The organism is Streptomyces sp. CB01201 (assembly GCF_002803085.1).
Classification (GTDB): Bacteria; Actinomycetota; Actinomycetes; order Streptomycetales; family Streptomycetaceae; genus Streptomyces; species Streptomyces hundungensis.
Genome location: NZ_NNBJ01000001.1, coordinates 966858 through 984546, shown reverse-complemented (window position 1 = coordinate 984546; position 17689 = coordinate 966858). Strand labels below are relative to the sequence as shown.

19 protein-coding genes and 1 pseudogene are annotated in these 17689 nt (G+C 70.3%); 11 read left to right on the top strand and 9 right to left on the bottom strand.

Annotated features, from left to right (window positions below):
• Positions 1-11: 11 nt before the first annotated feature.
• Positions 12-1040: an alcohol dehydrogenase catalytic domain-containing protein gene (locus CG740_RS04430; protein WP_199846321.1), complete on the bottom strand. Its 1029-nt coding sequence runs from the start codon at positions 1038-1040 to the stop codon at positions 12-14.
• A 102-nt stretch (positions 1041-1142) separates the two neighbouring features.
• The gene (locus CG740_RS04425; RefSeq protein WP_100573510.1) at positions 1143-2120 is read right to left on the bottom strand and encodes an aldo/keto reductase; all 978 of its coding nucleotides are present in this window, start codon (positions 2118-2120) and stop codon (positions 1143-1145) included.
• Between the two features lie 221 nt (positions 2121-2341).
• Between CG740_RS04425 and CG740_RS04420 the strand changes: the two genes are divergently transcribed.
• Positions 2342-3253, top strand: a complete 912-nt coding sequence (locus tag CG740_RS04420) for a helix-turn-helix transcriptional regulator (RefSeq protein WP_100573509.1) — start codon at positions 2342-2344, stop codon at positions 3251-3253.
• 54 nt (positions 3254-3307) lie between these two features.
• Here the strand turns inward: CG740_RS04420 and CG740_RS04415 are convergent, their stop codons facing one another.
• The gene (locus tag CG740_RS04415) at positions 3308-3814 is read right to left on the bottom strand and encodes a CGNR zinc finger domain-containing protein (RefSeq protein ID WP_100573685.1); all 507 of its coding nucleotides are present in this window, start codon (positions 3812-3814) and stop codon (positions 3308-3310) included.
• Between the two features lie 117 nt (positions 3815-3931).
• Here CG740_RS04415 and CG740_RS04410 point away from each other — a divergent pair, with 117 nt between their 5' ends.
• The gene (locus CG740_RS04410) at positions 3932-4807 is read left to right on the top strand and encodes an alpha/beta fold hydrolase (protein ID WP_100573508.1); all 876 of its coding nucleotides are present in this window, start codon (positions 3932-3934) and stop codon (positions 4805-4807) included.
• Positions 4808-5228: 421 nt separating this feature from the next.
• On the opposite strand, the pseudogene CG740_RS04405 reads toward CG740_RS04410, so the two are convergent.
• Positions 5229-5624 (bottom strand): annotated as a pseudogene (locus CG740_RS04405) (J-domain-containing protein); the annotation flags it as partial.
• A gap of 288 nt (positions 5625-5912) precedes the next feature.
• Here CG740_RS04405 and CG740_RS04400 point away from each other — a divergent pair.
• Positions 5913-6305, top strand: coding sequence for a nuclear transport factor 2 family protein (locus CG740_RS04400; RefSeq protein WP_100573506.1), 393 nt, complete (start codon positions 5913-5915; stop codon positions 6303-6305).
• A 274-nt stretch (positions 6306-6579) separates the two neighbouring features.
• On the top strand, positions 6580-7191 hold the full coding sequence (locus CG740_RS04395; protein ID WP_100573505.1) for an endonuclease: 612 nt from the start codon (positions 6580-6582) through the stop codon (positions 7189-7191).
• Positions 7192-7215: 24 nt separating this feature from the next.
• Here CG740_RS04395 and CG740_RS04390 read toward each other — a convergent pair whose 3' ends face one another.
• The 3 genes from CG740_RS04390 to CG740_RS04380 form a co-directional block, all read right to left on the bottom strand.
• Complete coding sequence (locus CG740_RS04390) at positions 7216-7689, bottom strand: DUF5709 domain-containing protein (RefSeq protein WP_100573504.1); 474 nt, start codon at positions 7687-7689, stop codon at positions 7216-7218.
• 121 nt (positions 7690-7810) lie between these two features.
• Positions 7811-8263 (bottom strand): PRC-barrel domain-containing protein, encoded by a 453-nt coding sequence (locus CG740_RS04385; protein ID WP_324901047.1) that lies wholly within the window; start codon positions 8261-8263, stop codon positions 7811-7813.
• Positions 8264-8691: 428 nt separating this feature from the next.
• A complete protein-coding gene (locus CG740_RS04380) occupies positions 8692-8853 on the bottom strand; it encodes a hypothetical protein (RefSeq protein ID WP_037650588.1) in 162 nt (53 codons plus the stop codon).
• A 1191-nt stretch (positions 8854-10044) separates the two neighbouring features.
• On the opposite strand from CG740_RS04380, the gene CG740_RS04360 reads away from it, so the two are divergent.
• Complete coding sequence (locus CG740_RS04360; RefSeq protein WP_100573502.1) at positions 10045-11589, top strand: AMP-binding protein; 1545 nt, start codon at positions 10045-10047, stop codon at positions 11587-11589.
• A gap of 65 nt (positions 11590-11654) precedes the next feature.
• Here the strand turns inward: CG740_RS04360 and CG740_RS04355 are convergent, their stop codons facing one another.
• Positions 11655-12035 (bottom strand): PRC-barrel domain-containing protein, encoded by a 381-nt coding sequence (locus CG740_RS04355; protein WP_100573501.1) that lies wholly within the window; start codon positions 12033-12035, stop codon positions 11655-11657.
• A gap of 240 nt (positions 12036-12275) precedes the next feature.
• Here CG740_RS04355 and CG740_RS04350 point away from each other — a divergent pair, with 240 nt between their 5' ends.
• From CG740_RS04350 to CG740_RS04325, 6 genes are all read left to right on the top strand, one after another.
• Positions 12276-12524 (top strand): DUF5133 domain-containing protein, encoded by a 249-nt coding sequence (locus tag CG740_RS04350; RefSeq protein WP_100573500.1) that lies wholly within the window; start codon positions 12276-12278, stop codon positions 12522-12524.
• A gap of 127 nt (positions 12525-12651) precedes the next feature.
• Entirely contained in the window at positions 12652-13701 is a 1050-nt protein-coding gene (locus CG740_RS04345; RefSeq protein ID WP_199846319.1) for an acyl-CoA dehydrogenase, read from the top strand.
• Positions 13698-14465: a PIG-L deacetylase family protein gene (locus CG740_RS04340; protein WP_100573499.1), complete on the top strand. Its 768-nt coding sequence runs from the start codon at positions 13698-13700 to the stop codon at positions 14463-14465. Before CG740_RS04345 ends, CG740_RS04340 begins: the two co-directional genes overlap by 4 nt.
• Positions 14462-15079 carry a class I SAM-dependent DNA methyltransferase gene (locus CG740_RS04335; RefSeq protein ID WP_100573498.1) on the top strand — a complete coding sequence of 206 codons (618 nt, stop codon included), beginning with the start codon at positions 14462-14464 and terminating at the stop codon, positions 15077-15079. Before CG740_RS04340 ends, CG740_RS04335 begins: the two co-directional genes overlap by 4 nt.
• Positions 15076-15813, top strand: coding sequence for a glycosyltransferase (locus CG740_RS04330; protein ID WP_100573497.1), 738 nt, complete (start codon positions 15076-15078; stop codon positions 15811-15813). The genes CG740_RS04335 and CG740_RS04330 overlap by 4 nt, the downstream gene beginning before the upstream one ends.
• Positions 15814-16097: 284 nt before the next feature.
• Positions 16098-16646, top strand: a complete 549-nt coding sequence (locus CG740_RS04325; RefSeq protein ID WP_100573683.1) for a DUF1062 domain-containing protein — start codon at positions 16098-16100, stop codon at positions 16644-16646.
• Between the two features lie 171 nt (positions 16647-16817).
• Here the strand turns inward: CG740_RS04325 and CG740_RS04320 are convergent, their stop codons facing one another.
• Positions 16818-17573 carry an SDR family oxidoreductase gene (locus CG740_RS04320; RefSeq protein ID WP_100573496.1) on the bottom strand — a complete coding sequence of 252 codons (756 nt, stop codon included), beginning with the start codon at positions 17571-17573 and terminating at the stop codon, positions 16818-16820.
• Positions 17574-17689: the final 116 nt, after the last annotated feature.

Genomic DNA, 17689 nt, shown 5'->3' with positions numbered 1-17689 from the left:
GATCGGTCGGTTCAGGGGCGGATGAGGGCCTTGAGGACTTGGCGGTCGGCCATGGCGCGGTAGGCGTCCGGAGTCCGGTCGAGGGTGAACTCCTGGTCGAAGACACGGCCCGGGGTGATCGTGCCGTCCAGGACATCGGGCAGCAACTGCTCGATGTAGGCGCGGGCGGGGCTCGCGCCGCCGGTCAGGGTGATGTTGCGCATGAACTCGGCCGGCCCCATGGGGACTTGATCGGCTTGCGGCACGCCCAGGCGGCTGATGGTGCCGCCGTCCAGGACCGCGCCGAGGGCGGTGTCGAGCGCCTGGCGGGTGCCGACCGCTTCGATCGCCTTGCCCACACCGCCGGTCAGTTCACGGATCCGGGCGAGGCCCTCGGCCCCGCGCTCGGCGACCACATCGGTCGCGCCGAACTCACGGCCGAGGCCGGTGCGTGCCTCGTGGCGGCCCGCGAGCACGATCCGCTCGGCCCCGAGCCGCTTGGCGGCGATCACCGCGCAGAGGCCGACCGCACCGTCCCCGACGACGAGCACCGTGTCCCCCCGTCCGACACCGGCGGTGGCCGCTCCGTGGTGGCCCGTGGTCATCACGTCCGACAGCGCGAGCAGGGAGGACAGCAGCGGGGAGTCGGCGGCCACCGGGAGCTTCACGAGGGTGCCGTCGGCATACGGGACCCGGACGGCCTCCCCTTGCCCGCCGTCGACACCGTCGAAGCCGTAGCGGCCGAAGTTGCGGCACGAGATGTGCAGACCCTTGGCGCAGTAGTCGCACGTGTTGTCGCTGTAGGTGAACGGGGTGACGACCAGGTCGCCGGGCTTCAGACCCTGCACCTCCCCTCCGGTCTCTTCGACGACGCCCAGAAACTCGTGGCCCATTGGGCGGCCGGTGTCGGCGGCGGGCATCGATCGGTACGGCCACAGATCGCTGCCGCAGACGCAGGCGGCCAGGGTGCGGACGACGGCGTCGGTGGGCTGAACGATCTTCGGGTCGGGCCGGTCCTCGACGCGGACGTCTCCGGCTCCGTACATCACTGCGGCGCGCATGAAAAGGAACTCCCATCACAGGGGGGCGGCCGCCGGGTGGGCGACGGCGCGGGGAGGCTGGACATCGGGTCCAGCGGACGGCAAAAGGGCGAGGGACGGGGATCAGCGTTCGAGCATCCGCGCCTGGGCCCCGCTGTGGGTGTCGCCCGCGGCGGGCGGCAGGCTGCTGAGCTTGTCGATCTGCTCGCTCGTGAGCACGACGGTGTCGGCGGCGGTGTTCTCCTCTACCCGGCTCACCCGCTTGGTGCCGGGGATCGGCGCGATGTCCTCGCCCCGGGTGAGCAGCCAGGCCAGCGCCACCTGGGCCGCGGTGGCCCCGGCCTCGGTGGCCACGGCCTGCACCGCGTCGGCGATCGTCAGGTTGCGCCGGAAGTTCTCGCCCGTGAAGCGCGGGTTGTCCCGGCGGAAATCGGATGCGTCGAACTGATCGGTGGAGCGGATCGTGCCCGTCAAGAAGCCGCGCCCCAGCGGTGAGAAGGGCACCAGGCCGATGTTCAGCTCACGCAGCACCGGCAGCACACGGTCCTCGATGCCGCGCGTCCACAGCGAGTACTCGGACTGCACAGCGGTGACCGGCTGGACCGCGTGCGCCCGACGGATGGTGTCGGGACCGGCCTCGGAGAGTCCGAAAGCACCTACCTTGCCCTCGGCGATCAGTGCGGCGACCGCGCCGGCGGTCTCCTCGATCGGTGTGTTCGGATCCACGCGGTGCTGGTAGTAGAGGTCGATGTGATCGGTGCCCAGCCGCTTCAGCGAGCCCTCGACGGCGGTACGGATGTTGCCCGGGCTGGAGTCCAGGTGCCCGGCGCCGGAACCCGGGTGCGAGACCAGGCCGAACTTGGTGGCCAGCACCACTTGGTCCCGGTGGCCCTTGAGCGCTCGTCCCACCAGTTCCTCGTTGATGTACGGACCGTAGATCTCGGCGGTGTCGACGAGCGTGACGCCGAGCTCCAGTGCCCGGTGCAGGGTCCGGATCGACTCCGCGTCATCGGTGCCGGAGCCGGTGTAGCCGTGGGACATCCCCATCGCACCGAGACCGATCCGGGAAACCTCCAGGTCGCGCAGCTTGATGTAGCGCATTTCGCATCCTCCGGTCCATGGCGTATCCGGCTTCCCCGCTGTCGCCCCGCCACCCGGCCTGCTGTTTGCGGCCGGGTCGGCGGGCCGCGGCGGGGCACCGGTGTCTCGTCCGTCCAGCTTCGCCGAAATCACGGCGGTCCGGCAGGGCGGGCTCTTCGGGGGTAATGGCAGGGCCCCTCTCGCGGTCCTGGTGCGGTGCGGACGGTGTGAGACTGAAAGACATGGCATCCGAGAGCGCGAACAGTGAAGGCGCCGAGCTGGGTCACTATCTGCGTGCCCGCCGCACCCAGACGAGCCCCGGTCATGTCGGCCTGACCATCGGCACCGGCATTCGGCGCACTCCCGGTCTGCGCCGCGAGGAGCTCGCCACGCTCGCCGGCATCAGCATCGACTACTACGTACGGCTGGAGCGCGGCAAGGAGACCCGCCCGAGCCCCGCCGTCCTTGAGGCCCTCGCGCGCGCTCTGCACATGGACGATCAGGAGTCCCAGCACCTGCGCGAACTGGCCGCGCGGGCCGCCCGTTACGCGCCCGAGCCGCCGCCCGCGCCCAGTCGGGCGGTGCGACCCCACCTGAAGCTGCTGCTCGACTCGCTGCGCCCCAACCCGGCGTATGTCATCAGCCGCAGCATGGACGTACTGGCCTGGAATCCCGGCGGGCTCGCCCTCTACGCGGGCCTGGACGACTGGCCGGCCAAACACCGCAACCTCGCCCGCTACCTCTTCCTGCATCCCGCTGCCCGTGACCTCTTCACGGACTGGGACCGGCAGATCACGTCCTGCGTGGCCCGGCTGCGCGCCATCGCCGGTACCGCCTCCGATGCCCCCGACCTCACCAACCTCGTCGGCGAACTCCTCCTCAAGAGCCCCGAGTTCGCCGGACTGTGGGAACGCTACGAGGTCACCGGACGCAAACCCGCCCAGAAGACCTTCCGCCACCCCCGGGTCGGAACGCTCACCCTCACGTCCCAGTCCCTCCAGGTCGAAGGCACCCCCGGCCAGCGCATCGGCGTCTACACCGCCGAACCCGGCAGCCCGGACCACGACGCCCTGCTCCTGCTCGACCTGGCCGCCCCCGACCCGGGGCACGCTCCGCCGGCACCCGCCTCGGAGCCGCGAGCCGCCGACCGGTAGGACACCGCGCTTCGGCAGGGCGCGTTCCCCCGCTCGCGGGACGGACCCGGCGTTCTAGTCGAGACCCGGGGTTTCGCGCGCGCGGGCCTGGTGGCGGCGGGCCTTGAGCCGGTTTCCGCATGCCTTCATGGAGCACCACCGTGCCGTGTTGGCCCGACTGCGGTCCAGGAGGAAGAGGCGGCATTCGGGGTTCTCGCAGGGCCGCAGACGACCGGGCATCCGCTCCTTCACATCCGCCCACGCCAGGACGAGTTCCACCGCGAGCCGGCGCTCCGGTGCCACCTCCAGGTGCCAAGAGATGCCCGCCGCGCTGGGCTCTGGGGTCCGGCGAACGCCCGCCAGGACCCGCCGCAGCCGGGACTCCGCCGCCGCGCCGGACTCCACCGCCTGGAGCGCGTCCCGAGCGGTGCGCAGCCATCGGCGCTCCTCCTCGCCGCCGTGTCCGCCGTGTTTCCGCGCCCAGCCGTCTACCTCGTGGTCCGCGTGCCACAGGTCCTGGCGTTGGCCGTCCACGACAGGAGTGCTGTTCAGCGCCTCCATAAGGGCTTGCTCGTCCAGCACGGCCGCCACCTTTCCCGCCGATTCCAGCTAACTCCATCAAGTCGATTGACAGGTTACTCCTCCGGGCGTCTACTAGATCTGCGAGGTAACCGTCATAGACATCTGAAGGGGTTAGCCATGGTTGAGATCCGGCACCAGTACGCGACCGTGGGGTCACACCGCGTCTTCTACCGCGAGGCGGGCCCCCGCGAGGCGCCCACCCTCGTGCTTCTGCACGGGTTCCCCACCAGCTCGCGCATGTTCCGCCACCTCATTCCCGCGCTGGCCGACCGGTTCCACGTCATCGCGCCGGACCATCTCGGGTTCGGCAACTCCGACGCCCCGTCGGTCGACGCGTTCACCTACACCTTCGACGCGCTCACCGACGTCACCGAGGGCCTGCTGGCCCAGCTCGGCGTCGCCCGCTACGCCATCTACGTCCAGGACTACGGGGCACCCATCGGGTGGCGGCTCGCGCTGCGCAACCCGGAGGCGATCACCGCGGTGGTCAGCCAGAACGGCAACGCCTACGAGGACGGCTTCGTAGCGGATTTCTGGAAGCCCGTGCGGGCGTACTGGGAGGATCCCGGCCCCGAGACCGAGCCCGCCGTCCGCGGCGCGCTCTCCCTCGACGCCATTCGCTGGCAGTACCTGAACGGGGTGGCCCGGCCCGAGCTGGTCGACCCGGACACCTGGGCCACCGACCACCGCGAGGTCAACCGACCGGGCAACGACCTCGTACAGCTCGCCCTGTTCCTCGACTACGCCAGCAATCCGCCCCTCTATCCGCAGCTGCACGCCTACTTCCGCGAACACCGGGTGCCACTCCTCGCGGTCTGGGGAGCGGGCGACGAGATCTTCGGCCCCGACGGTGCCCGCGCCTTCTCAAGGGACCTGCCGGACGCGGAAGTTCACCTCGTTCCCGGCGGCGGGCACTTCCTGCTCGAAAGCCATCTCGACACGGTGGCCGGGTACATGCGCGGGTTCCTGACGGCCGGCGAAGGGCCTGCGTGACGCCGACGAAGGCTCACGAAGAGGCATCACGACCGATGGGTCACACGAAACCGACGGGCCACACGAAGAGGCCGTACAGAGAGGGCACGCCCAGGGGACACACAAGGCGCACACAGTGGGCGAGGGCCCCGCTTCCGGCGCGGGGCCCTCGCCCACTGTCGCGATCCATGGCCTTGCCAGCCTCTCGACCGCCGGAGTCCGAGGCTTCAACTCCCCTTCCCCGCAGCCCCGTTGACGCGCCAGGCGCCCGACGCGGGCGACGCGGGCAAGGAAGGAGCTAGGGGTTCGCGGGCCCGCCGGACCCGGAGGCCGCCGCGGACTCGCGAGAGCCCTTGCGCAGGCGCCGCATCCACGATCCCCTCGGGACCGGTGCCCCACCCGGCTCACCTTCGGCGTGGCGCGTGCTTCGACCATCCTGGTCACGGGACTCACGCCACTCCCGCAGGAACGCCTCGACGTCGATCTCGCCGCGGCCCAACGGGGGCCCCGGCGGCGGCATCCGCAGATTGGCCGCGATCTTCGCGTTGACCGGTTCCAGGATGGCCCGCACCCGGCGCTCGGAGGGCGCGGCGGCCGCCTCCACCAGTGCGTCCTCAGCCTCTTTCCGCAGGCCGAGCGAGCCCGAGGCGACAACGGAGAGACCCTCCTGGGTCATCTTCCGCTTCATCCACCACATCTCGTCGTACGGCGCCCGTTCATCGGGCAGCGGCTCACCGATCCCGGCGAGACGCGTGAATTCGCCTCGCTCCTCCGCCTCCCGGATCTGCCGATCGACCCAGGACTCAAAGCTCATCCCCGCAGGCTTTCGTTGAGTCATGAACCCATATTCGCACGGGCCATTTTCACGGGCCGGGTGCATCTCCAGGCGACGGGTCGCATGCGGCGCGCAGAGCCGACCCCCGCGCGTCGCCCCCACTGCGATTGCGGGGCGACCGGCATCGGCCGCTCCTACTCACGGCTTCGGCTACGGCTACCCAAATCCCCCAGCTGGTCGGGTCGTTGACCTCAACGCGTGCGCGCCGCACGCATTCGATGCTACGGTTGAGGCGAAGCGTGCGCAGCGCACGCATCGCTCGCTCTCGCACTTTCCCCGGAAGGAACTCCCATGACCCGCACCGGCATCGAGGCCGCCCTCAACGACCTTCTCTTCAACCGCGACATCACGCCGACCGAGGCCGCCGACCAGCATTTCGCCCCCGACTACCGCCAGCGCACGGATGGTGTGTGGGCCGACCGTGCCGAGTTCCTCGACCACATCGAGCACCTGCGCGGCATCGTCGCCCACGGCCACGTCGACGTCCACGAAGAGCTGTACGACGGCGCCAGGTACGCCGACCGCCACACCTGCCACATCACCAAGACCGACGGCACCACCGTCGCCATGGAGGTCTATGTCTTCGCCGACCTCACCTCCGACGGCCGCTTCCGCCGCATCGAGGAGACCACCCTCATGCTCCAGGGCAGCGAGGCCGACCGCGACCTCGGCAGCGCCCGCTGAGCAGCACGCACCACCCGCGGCGGCGTGCCAGATCGCCCGGCACCACGAAACCCATGCCCTGTGGATCCCCGGCTGGTCCATGCGGCCGACAGATGGTTCGACAGCCGGGGGGGCGTGACGCAGAGCGTGGTGTGACGTAGAGCGTGGGCGTGGGCGTGGGCGTGGCGTGAAGCGTGCCGGGCAAGGAATGGCCTACGTACTTACGACAGGCGGCACATGGCGGGCGGCACCCCACCCGCATGTCCCACCAGCCCACGTGAGGAGTGAGGCGCTCGTGAACACCGAGGCCACCCTGGCCGAGCTGCTGCGCGAACACGGACACAGCTACGCCGACGAAGCCGGGATCACCTTGCGCGACAAGCCGTCGCCGCTCTACCAGCTCCTCGTGCTGGCCGTGCTGTGCTCGACGCGGATCAAGGCCGACATCGCCACCGCCGCCGCACGCGAACTGTTCCGAACGCGCCTGCGCACCGCCCGGGCCATGGCTGCCACGGACTGGCAGACGATCGTGGACGCCCTCGGCCGAGCCCATTACCGTCGCTACGACGAGAGCACGGCCACCGCCCTGTTGGACGGGGCCGAGCTGATCCTCCGACGCTGGCGCGGTGACCTGCGAAGGCTGCGGGACGAGGCGGACGGCAGCCCGGGGCGGATCCGCGAACTCCTCCAGGAGGTGCCGCGGATCGGCCCGGTCGGGGCAGGCATCTTCTGCCGTGAGGCCCAGGGACTGTGGCCCGAACTCCGTCCGTTCTTCGACGACCGGGCCCGGGAAGCCGCTTCCGCGCTGGGCCTGCCGTCCACCGCCAAGGGCCTGGCCCGGCTCGTTCCGCCGGACGAGCTACCCCGGCTGGCCTCGGCACTGGTCCGCTCGGACCTCAAGCGCTGAGGCGCCGTCCCTGCGCCCCGAGGTTCAGGGACGCTCGTCCTCGGGCCATGCGCCCTCGGCGTCGTCGATCAGGTGCACCGCGGCTTCCTCGGCCGAGGCGCCGGCTCCGTCGATGCCCATGTCCGAGGCGAGCATGTCCTTCTCGGCGTCCTCGTGCGCGCCCTCGTCGGGGGCGACGAGCCGTCCCGCCCGCTGGTCGCCCACCTCGGCGTCGGCGAGTTCCTGATCCTCCTCGTCGTCCCCCAAGTCGAGTTCGGGGTCCGGCACTTCCTCCGCGAGCCGCTGGTCGAGGCTCTCGCCGTCGTGCTGCTCCTGCGCGGTGGTGCCGACGTGGTTCACGGCCAGCGGCCGCTCGGGCGGGGACCAGCCCTCGTCGTACGGATCGGCTCCCCGGTCGTTCAACGTGTCCTCGGGATCCAGGATGCCGGTGTCCTCCACGACGTCGTCCCCGCCGTCCGGCTGGTAGACGTCGTCACCACGGTCGTCGTTGGCTGCCATCAGACACGCTCCTTCTTCATCCGCACATCCGCGCCGCTCCGCTGCCACGGCCTGCGAACGGCCCACGGCCCCGCCTCCGTACGCGGGGCCCGTTCGATTCGACTGTCCACCTTTGTCCACTTCACACCCGGCCCACCTTCCGCAACCGTGCCCGCCCCGGCTCGCGGCCCTCTCCCCCGGCCGGCGCCCCGGTCCATGATTCCTCGGCCGGGCCGGCGGAATCGGGCGCCGGGCCGGAGACCGGGGCGTTCGTTCCGTGGCCGTCGACGCCGTAGTGGCGGTACAGCTCGCGTTCCTCATCGGCCGTCAAGTGCTGGTGTACGTCTTGCCGGGGCGCATCCTTCACCGTGCTCTTCGTGTGCGCGATGTGCAGGGCGTTGCCCTCTCGGCGAGCTCCGGCGAGGGGTGCGAGGGATTCCTCGGCGCCGAACAGGCCGGTCTTCACGGTGACCCACTCGGGGCGCCCCGCGGAGTCGTCGACGTAGACCTGCTCGACGCCGCCGATCCTTTCGCCCTCCGGGTCGTAGGCCACCAGGCCCTTCAGGTCCTCGGGGCGGTGAAAGCTGTGGCCCATGCCCATACGGCTCGCTCCTTACTGGTGGTCCCCCTCGGCCGAAGCCGCGCTGATGATCGCGGGGCCGGGAGGTTCATTCCAACACCGCCCCGACGGGACCGCACGGGCAACTTGACCGAACGGGCACCGGGATCGCCGGTCCGGCGAAGGTTCAGAAAGGATCAGAAAGGATCAGACAGGAAATGCGCGCCGAGAAGAAAAGGCGACGAGAAGAGACGCACGCCGGACGAAGGACCGGAGCGGCTGCCGTGCCTGTGGAGGCAACCGGTTCCCGACTGCGGCGCCGACAACCACCCCGGCACCCGGACGCCTACCCGGAAAAGCGGGATGCGCACGTGCGGTGCGCAGAACGGCCGCGGTGGGGTGCGGGCACGACCGTGGGGCCCGTGCCGTATCGGCACGGGCCCCACGGTCACACGGCAGTTGCCTTACCAGCGATACCAGCGGCCGCTACCACCCTTCGGGCGGGCGACGAACCCGATGAGCCAGAGCACGAGCACCACGATCGCGACCCACCAGAGGATCTTGAGCGCGAAGCCGGCACCGAAAAGAATCAGCGCGAGCAGAAGAACGAGAAGCAGGGGAACCATGATTATCAACCTCCGGAACTCCGAGTGCCCTTCATCGGCCCGGCCATGCGCGTACATTTGATTTTTCTTTTATCACCGCAGGTCGCGTGCCATATGAGGAAGAATCCGGCGGCTGTGACGGGTGCACCCGATGACAGGTGGATGAGATCCCGGTGAATTGATCGACCCGAGATCGACCGAAGATCCAATGCACCGCGCCGCCCGGGACCGTATCTGCGGTGTGCTGGACAGGCGGACCGTGGGCGCGCCCCGTGTTCTCGACCCGCGGCACGCTCTGGTCGCCGTACGCCCCGGTGTGGACCGCACGCTTCCATCGGCGGGCTGCGCGCCGCCAACAGCTTGGCGTCCAAGGCGTCGAAGGGCTCACGGAATTCGCCCCGGCAGCCCTTCATGCGGATCCGGGGGGGACAGGGACCCGGTTTCGGCCAACCGTGCTGCATCCCTGATCCGGGTGAGCGGCGCGAGCATCCGGCCGACGAGGATCCAGCCTCCCAGCAGCCCGAACACGAGCAGGCATGCCATGGCCACGGCCGCGGCGGGAGCGACCATTCGCGCCAGGAGGTAGCGGCTGGGTGCGATCCCGAGGAGGCCGCGCGAGGAGGGATCCGGCATGGCTCAGGGTCAGCTTCAGCCGGACGCTGAGCCCCGGGCGCCCAGGTACGCGCCCCGCCGTCTTCGACGGCGTCCCCGGCACCGCTCAAGCAGCTCTTCGGCGCTGACCACTCCGCCCTCGGCGGCGTCCGCCGTCCCGTGCACCAGGCTCACCTCGGCCGGCGATTTCCGCCACGGCGATGCGACACCGGCCGCACGCCGACGGCTCGCCGGCGCCCATACCAGCAGAGCGGCCAACGCAGCGGTCCTGCTTGCCGGCCCGGCCGTCCTCAGGGTCGTGGGCATCGCTCGCGTTCTGTGGCGGCCGCTCACGATGTCCGCTCCCCCGTGTGTGGCCGGACGCCGGCACGGCTGCTACGACACGTTCAACGGCCGGGGCATATGCGATTTTCGATACACGGGCGATAGCTCGGGCGACCCTCAAATCCAGCCACGCGGCCCCAGTTGGAGATGTTGATCTACAGACGTTACGCTAGCTTTGGTTGCCTGTAGCAACCATATGGCAAGGCGACATCGCGCATACGTGACCGTCGTGCGGCCCCCAACCGCCGTACGGCTCACAGGAGGAATCACCCCACCATGTCAACAGCCCCCCACACCTTCCGTACTTACGTGGCGGAGAATCTCGACTCACTGCAAGACGACCCGGAGCGCGAGATCCTCGTCCACCACGAACGGCGCGTCACCGCAGGTGAGTTCCGCTCCCTCGTGTACCGCCTGGCCCGGGCGCTGCGTGTCCAGGGGATAGGCCGCGGGCAGACCGTCACCCTGCTGTGCGGCAACCTGCCGGAGACGATCGCCGTGCGCTACGCGGCACATCTGCTCGGCTGCCGGGTCAACCACCTCTACAACAAGCTCTCGGCGGAGTCCCAGGCCGCCATCGTCCGCGATGTCGAGACGCGTGCCCTGATCGTCGATCCCCATTACACGGAGCGGGCCATCGAGATCTCCGGGGCCGCCCCCGTGCCGGTCGTGCTTGTGCTGGGCCCCGGGGAAGTGGGCGCGGATCTCCTGGAGTTGGCGGCGGAACAGTCCGCCGAGCCGTTGGCGGGCGATGCCCGGCCGGAGGATGTGTGCACCATCCGGCACACCGGCGGCACCACGGGCCACCCCAAGGGCATCTGCACCACGCACGAGCAGGTGCAGTCCTTCCGCGGTTCGATCGTCGATCCCGAGGAGGAGGCGCCCCGGCTCCTGGTGTGCACCACGCTCGCGCACGCCGCCGGGATGATCACCGACTCCGTGCTCCGAGGTCGCGGCAGCGTCGTACTCCTTGAGGACTTCGACGCCGGTGCCGTGCTCGACGCCATCGAGCGCCACCGCATCAGCCACCTCTTCCTGCTGCCGCCGCTCCTGTACCAGCTGATGGACCACCCCGACTCGGCCAAGCGCGACACCTCCTCGCTGCGCAGCATCTCGTACGGGGGCTGCCAGTCCTCCCCCGCGCGCATAGCCGACGCCATACGGCGCTTCGGTCCCGTCCTGGTCCAGTTCTACGGCCAGAACGAGGCCGGCGGCATCAGTCTCCTGATGCCGGAGGACCACGACCCTCGGCGTCCGGACCGGCTGCGTTCGGCGGGGAAGGTGCTGCCCCAGGTCGAGGTGGCCATCCGCGACGAGTCCGGCCGCGACCTCCCGACGGGTGAGCACGGAGAGATCTGCGTACGGTCCGCCATGCTCATGAAGGAGTACTGGAAGCAGCCGGAGCTGACCGCCGAGGTGCTGCGGGACGGATGGCTGCACACCGGTGACATCGGATTCCTCGACGGCGAGGGCTACTTGACCGTCGTCGACCGGATCAAGGACATGATCGTGGTGGTCGGCGGTCATGTGTACACCACCGAGCTGGAGGACCTGCTCAACTCCCACCCGCATGTGCGGCAGAGCGCCGTCTTCGGAGTCCGCGACGCCGACCGCATGGAGCGGGTGCATGCCACCGTGGTTCCCGTGCCCGGCAGTGGCATCGACGCACAGCGACTGCGCGACCTGGTGCGCGAGGAGCGCGGCGCGATGTACGTACCGGCGGACATCACCTTCGTCGACGCGTTGCCGCTGACGGACGCCGGGAAGCCCGACAAGAAGCAGCTCCGCATGCTGGCCGAGCGGGAACACACCGCGGCCTGACGAGCGTTACGCGCGCCGCCCCCGGCCGGAGAGCCGGGGGCGGCGAACGAAGGGGCGAGCCGGCGTCATATCGCACGGCCGCCGAAGGGGCCGCCGAGGGGAGCGCCGGACCCGTAGTAGGTGCCCAGCTGTTCCCGGTAGGCCGGGTCGCCGAGGTGCTTGTCCCGGTGGAATTCCGGGGCATCCTTGATCTGGTCCTTGGTCCGGTCAACGAACACCTTCTGGTCGTCCTGGTCGATCCGCACGACCGTGCTCGCGGGCAGGAGCACCTCCTTGCCGAAGATCCACACTCCGGTGTCCACCACCAGATAGGCGTCGCCGGCCTCGTCGGAGTGCTTGTCGACCTTGCCGATACTTCCGTCGGTGGCCTCGACCTTGTAGCCGGTCAGGTCCGCACCGGCCAGGTGGCCCGCGTTCGGCTGGTAACTCCACACTTGCTCAGTCACGCGAGAACAACTCCTTCGGTGCTTGGGGGTCGTGATCGACGGGCCTTGCGTTCCGTCGTTCCGCCTCCATGCGGGTGCCCCGCGTTCCTCTCCTCATCCCCAGCCCCGCTTCCCATCCGTCCCGCAACGGGCTTCCGTCCCGCAACGGGCTTTCTGCGACTCTGACCGAAATGTGTGCGCATGCGGGCGGGACACGGGGGCACGCGATGGACACAAGCCAAGACGAGAGGCCCTGCTGCGATGCTCGAACCTCACCCGAAGACCCTGCGCATCCTCCTTGCTCGCTACGCGGAGGCACGTATCGCCCACTCCTGCCACGGTGGCCCGAGCGCGGCCAGGGAATTGGAGGACGTCGCCTACACCCTGTGCGTGCTGACCTCGACGGCCTGCGTGGAGGACGCCATCGCGGTGGCGGACACCCTTCTCACGACGGCCCATGACACCTCGCCCGTCGGCGCCGACCAGGACGAGACAGATCTGGCCGCCTAGCCCGACCGATCCCTATCAAGGCCGTACGCTCCGGCCCGGCGCCCGAGGCACGGGCGGCCCGTCTCGTGCGAGGCCCGCCGGTTTGCCGCACAGTGGGAATGAACCGCTACTCAGGAGGTACGCGTCGATGCCTGGTGGTCTGTCGCCCTCAACCGCGCCGTCCTCCCCCGCGGAGCCGGGCGAGGACGGCGCCGATGGGCCACGCCTCGACTCGGCCCGTCAGGAAGCCGCACGCGTCTTCGCCCTGACGGTCGAGGAGGTCGGCGCGGGGAAGACCGCATTCCCCCTGCCGGGTGCCGGCCGGACCGTTCAGCGGTTCGCGGCCCTGCGGGATGTGGCCGAGCGGAACCTGTGCGCCGCCCGTCTCGTCGAGGGCCATGTGGACGCGACCGCCATACTCGCCGAACTCGGCGCCCCGCCACCGGCCCCGGGCCAACGATGGGGCGTGTGGGCGGCCGAGCCGCCCGGCGAAGGACTCAGGGCCACGACGACCGGATCCGGATGGGAGATCAGCGGGCTCAAGCAGTACTGCTCGGGCGCCCACAGCTGCACCCACGCCCTGGTCACCGCGGATACCGCCGAGGGGAAGCGGCTGTTCGCCGTGGATACCGGCGTGGTGGGGTACCGACCCGTCCCCGGCACGTGGCAGGCGCTCGGGATGGCCGGCAGTGACACACCCGACGTGCGCCTGACCGAAGTGCCGGCGGTGCCTGTGGGACCCGTCGGCGGGTACCTCGCTCGGCCGGGATTCCAGCACGGCGGCATCGGTGTGGCGGCCTGCTGGTACGGCGGCGCGGTGGCCGTCGCCCGTACCTTGCGGGAGGCCGCCCAACGCCGTGCCGACCCGCACACCGACGCGCACCTGGGAAGCGTCGACGTTCAACTCCATGCGGCCTGGGCCGTGTTGGAGAAGGCGGGCATGGAGATCGACCAGGATCCCGACGACGTGGCGGGCGTGGCGCGCGTGCGCAGCCTCCGCGTGCGCGCGTTCGTCGAATCGGTCTGCGCCCACGTGCTGACCCATGTGGGCCGGGCGACGGGTGCGGGCCCCCTCTGCCACGATCCCCGGCACGCACGTAATGCCGCCGACCTGTCGGTGTACATCCGCCAGCATCACGCCGAACGCAATCTGGCCGAGCTCGGCGCGCTCCTCGCACGTCCGGAGCCGCGGCCATGAGCACTCCCCCCGCGGCGGAGCACTTCGACAACGCCATCCAGGCGCCCGGCACCGACGAGAGTGTGTGGCGGGCGTGGTCCGGCTGGGACCGGCTGCCCGAGGCGGCCCTGCCCCGCTCGGGCCGGGTCGTCGTCGTGGCCGCCCACCCGGACGACGAGGTGCTCGGCTTCGGCGGATCGCTCGCCCTGCTCGCCGGATCGGCCGTCGATGTGACGCTGGTGATCCTGACGGACGGCGAGGCATCACACCCCCACAGCAGGAGCGTCACCCCCGGGGAACTCGTGCGGATACGGGCCCAGGAGACCCGGGCCGCGCTGGCGGAACTGGGCATCTCCCGTGCCCGGGTGGCCCGTTGGGGCATCCCTGACACTCAGGTCGCGGCGTACGAGGACCGCGTTGTCGCGCGTCTGCTCCCGCTGGTCACCGGCGCGGACCTGGTCGTGGCGCCCTGGACGGGCGATCTGCACGGCGACCACGAGGCCGCGGGCCGGGCCGCGCTCGCGGCGGCCCGGAAGACGGCGATCCCCTGCTGGCTCTACCCCGTCTGGATGTGGCACTGGGCGCGGCCGGAGGCTCCCGAGGTGCCCTGGCATTCGGCTGCGCGCATCACCCTGCCCGGGGACGTCCAGTTCCGGAAACGTGCCGCGATCGCGCGGTACGCCAGCCAGATCAGGCCTCTGGGGCCGGACCCCGAGGACGCCGCGATCCTTCCGCCGGAGGAGATCGCCCATCATGCGAGGGAGCAGGAGGTGGTCTTTCGATGAGTACCCCGTCGTCGTACTTCGAGGGCATGTACCGCGAGTCCGCCGACCCGTGGCACCTTGCAGAACGGTGGTACGAGAGGCGCAAGTACGACCTCACGGTGGCTTCCCTGCCGCGTCGGCGCTATCGACGCGCCCTCGAACCCGCTTGTTCCGTAGGGGAGTTGACTCTCCGCCTGGCCGAACGCTGCGATGAGGTGCTGGCCTGCGACCGGGTTGAGTCGGCCGTCGCGACGGCCGTCGCCCGTACCTCGCACCTGCCTCAGGTGACGGTGCGTCAACTCACCCTGCCCCAGGAGTGGCCGCCCGGGACCTTCGACCTCATCGTGCTGTCCGAGGTGCTCTACTACTTCGACCGGGACACGCTCGACGACATCCTGCGGCGCACCGCGTCCGCACTCGAACCCGGCGGAACGCTGGTCACCGTGCACTGGAACCATCCTGTCGCAGAACACCTGTGGACCGGGGACGAGTTGACCGGTGTCCTCGCCTCCGTACCCGGTCTGGCACTCCTGGCCGACCACCGCGAGGACGACTTCGTGCTCCAGACCTTCGGCCGCGCGCACCCCGACGGGTCCCCTCCCGCGTCCCCCGCCGCCGACGAGGGACTCGTATGACGTCCCGTCAGGGACTCACCCGGGGACCGGAATCGGTCGCGGTCATCATCCCGGCACACAACGAGGAGCGTCTGCTCCCGGCATGCCTCGCCGCGGTCCGGACCGCCGCCGGGCATCCGGAGGTCGCAGGGAGCCGGGTCGTTGTCGTGGTCGCCGCGGACAGCTGCACCGACGCCACCTCCGAGGTGGCCCGGCAGGCGGGCGCCCTGACCGTCGACGTCGACGCCCGCAGCGCGGGGGCAGCCCGCGCTGCGGCGGCCCGCACGGCCCTGGAGCTTCTGGGCCGCGACGACGTGTGGATCGCCTCCACCGACGCCGACAGCGTCGTACCCGAGCACTGGCTCGACTTCCAGCTGTCCCGTGCCGCGCAGGGCTGGGAGGCCGTCGTCGGCACGGTCGTCCTGGACCGCCCGGCCCTGGACTCACGCCGGCTGGCCGTCCTCCACCAGCACCTGTACGAGGCCTCCCGGCCTCCGGGGGGCCACACCTGGCACCACCCCCACGTACACGGCGCCAACCTGGGCCTGACCGCCCGCGCCTACACCGAGGCCGGGGGCTTCCCTCCCGTAGCAGTGGGCGAGGACCACGCTCTGGTGCGATCCCTCCAGCGGACGGGCCACCGCATCCTGCGCACCCCCGACTGCGCGGTGACCACCTCGGGCCGGCTCCGCCCACGCGCTCGCGGCGGATTCGGCGACTACCTCGCCCGGCTGGCCGCGCAGGAATCCGCGTGAACGGGCCTCGCTGAGGCGGGAGTTGCACCGACCGGTCCCCGGGCCCAGCCGCTGCACCACGGGCCACCGACGCCTACCCGGCGGCCGAGCCGAGCCTTCCGCGAAAACCAGTGGAACGACGCCGCCATGGGCCACTACCTTGCTGCCCGACCGAGTCCCCCAGGCAAGGACGTCCCGTTGTACACCGTGTGAGACCTCCCCACCGCTGACCTGTCGCGCGTCGCGTCTGTGCGCCGCGCACCTTTTCGCTGCGGACTTCTCACTGAAACCGGTGTACCTCTGTGCTGCTCAACAACTGGGTGGTCGCACCCACCTGCCTGCCACTCGTTCGCCGCCGTTGTCACGCGTGCGCGTCCGACCGATTCCGGGCGAGCGGAAGATTTCGCGTCAACGCCAACCACAAGGTGATCGACGCATGGCTCCTCGTGCTCTGTACGGGCTGCGGGGACACCGCGAAGCTCACGCTCCTGGAACGGGTGAACGTGCGCTCCGTACGACCCGAGCGCCTGGACCTGCTGCACGCCAACGACCCTGCTCTCACAGCCGAGTTGCTCCAGGATCCCGGAGTGCAGCGGCGCAACCGCATCGGTCTCGACTGGGCCGGCGCCTGGCGTCTCGACACCGGCGGCTCGGATCACCTGGACCGCGAGGTGATCGACGTCTCGGTCCGTTTCGCCGCCCGCATTCCCGTGCGCCCGGAGCGACTTGTAGCCGAAGGATGCGGCCTGTCCCGGGCGGAGGTCGCGCGCTTGGTAGAGGAGGGGAAGCTCGTCTCGGCGGTCCGGCTGGGCGGCAGGATCTCCGGCGACTTCACCTTCACGCTCAAGCGCTGATCCCCCGGGGATCAGCGATACCGGCGCCCCGCGTGAAAGGCCGGAGCCCTGAGGTCGGGGCGCCAGGGGCCTGCCCGGAGCGATCGGCCGGGCAGGCCACCTTCAGGCCATCCACGAGTCTCTTGTCCTTTCCTTTCTCCCGTGACCCGGGCCTTCCGTGAGGTGGAACCCTCAGGCCTGGGCCGTCGGCCGGACGACGATCTCGCTGACGTCGATACCGGCGGGCTGCTCGATCGCGTAACCGATCGCGGTGGCGATGGCGGAGGGAGGGATGGCCATCTCGTCCCGTTGCCGGATGAACGCCGCCGCCACTTCGGGGCTCGCGCCCTTCCCCACGCCTTCCGTGTGGGTGAATCCCGGCGAGACGAGCGTGACCCGCAGGTCGGGTCCGGATTCCTGGCGCAGCCCCTCGGTCAGCACCTTCACCGCCGTCTTGGTCGCCGCGTAGACGGCCTGGGGGGACTTCACGACATAGGCGGCGGTGGAGGCGACGTTGACGAAATGGCCGGACCGTTGACGCCGGAAGACGGGGAGCGCCGCCCCGATGCCGTTCAGCAGGCCCGTGATGTGCGTGGCCACCATGGCGTCCCAGTCGTCCTGGCGCAGATCGTCGAGCGGGGACACCGCCATCGTGCCGGCATTGGAGATCAGCACGTCGAGCCGGCCGAACCGCTCGACCGCCGTATCGGTCAGTCGTCGGAGATCCTCGCGCTTCGTCACATCCGTCACGACCCCCACGGCCTCGCCGCCCTGGGCCGCGATCCGGTCCACCACGTCCTTCAGCCGACCCTCACGACGGGCTCCGAGCACGAGCCGGGCCCCCTTCCCGGCGAGATGGAGCGCTGTTGCCTCGCCTATGCCACTACTGGCGCCTGTGATCGCCACGACCTTGCCTTCGACACCTGGATTGCCCTCAACAGCTGACACGTCAATAGCCTTCCCAAGAGGAATATCGCAGGTCACGCCTGACCTGCGGAATAAGTGGGGGCGCCACCACTTATTCGAGACTAAGTGGGGTAGCCTCCGCTTAGCAAGCAGAGGGA

What these genes read in the sequence shown, in the direction of transcription:
- CG740_RS04430 (WP_199846321.1), bottom strand. Translation starts at nt 1,040, where the DNA reads ATGCGCGCCGCAGTGATGTACGGAGCCGGAGACGTCCGCGTCGAGGAC.
- CG740_RS04425 (WP_100573510.1), bottom strand. Translation starts at nt 2,120, where the DNA reads ATGCGCTACATCAAGCTGCGCGACCTGGAGGTTTCCCGGATCGGTCTC.
- CG740_RS04420 (WP_100573509.1), top strand. Translation starts at nt 2,342, where the DNA reads ATGGCATCCGAGAGCGCGAACAGTGAAGGCGCCGAGCTGGGTCACTAT.
- CG740_RS04410 (WP_100573508.1), top strand. Translation starts at nt 3,932, where the DNA reads ATGGTTGAGATCCGGCACCAGTACGCGACCGTGGGGTCACACCGCGTC.
- CG740_RS04400 (WP_100573506.1), top strand. Translation starts at nt 5,913, where the DNA reads ATGACCCGCACCGGCATCGAGGCCGCCCTCAACGACCTTCTCTTCAAC.
- CG740_RS04390 (WP_100573504.1), bottom strand. Translation starts at nt 7,689, where the DNA reads ATGGCAGCCAACGACGACCGTGGTGACGACGTCTACCAGCCGGACGGC.
- CG740_RS04385 (WP_324901047.1), bottom strand. Translation starts at nt 8,263, where the DNA reads ATGGGCCACAGCTTTCACCGCCCCGAGGACCTGAAGGGCCTGGTGGCC.
- CG740_RS04380 (WP_037650588.1), bottom strand. Translation starts at nt 8,853, where the DNA reads ATGGTTCCCCTGCTTCTCGTTCTTCTGCTCGCGCTGATTCTTTTCGGT.
- CG740_RS04360 (WP_100573502.1), top strand. Translation starts at nt 10,045, where the DNA reads ATGTCAACAGCCCCCCACACCTTCCGTACTTACGTGGCGGAGAATCTC.
- CG740_RS04350 (WP_100573500.1), top strand. Translation starts at nt 12,276, where the DNA reads ATGCTCGAACCTCACCCGAAGACCCTGCGCATCCTCCTTGCTCGCTAC.
- CG740_RS04345 (WP_199846319.1), top strand. Translation starts at nt 12,652, where the DNA reads ATGCCTGGTGGTCTGTCGCCCTCAACCGCGCCGTCCTCCCCCGCGGAG.
- CG740_RS04340 (WP_100573499.1), top strand. Translation starts at nt 13,698, where the DNA reads ATGAGCACTCCCCCCGCGGCGGAGCACTTCGACAACGCCATCCAGGCG.
- CG740_RS04335 (WP_100573498.1), top strand. Translation starts at nt 14,462, where the DNA reads ATGAGTACCCCGTCGTCGTACTTCGAGGGCATGTACCGCGAGTCCGCC.
- CG740_RS04330 (WP_100573497.1), top strand. Translation starts at nt 15,076, where the DNA reads ATGACGTCCCGTCAGGGACTCACCCGGGGACCGGAATCGGTCGCGGTC.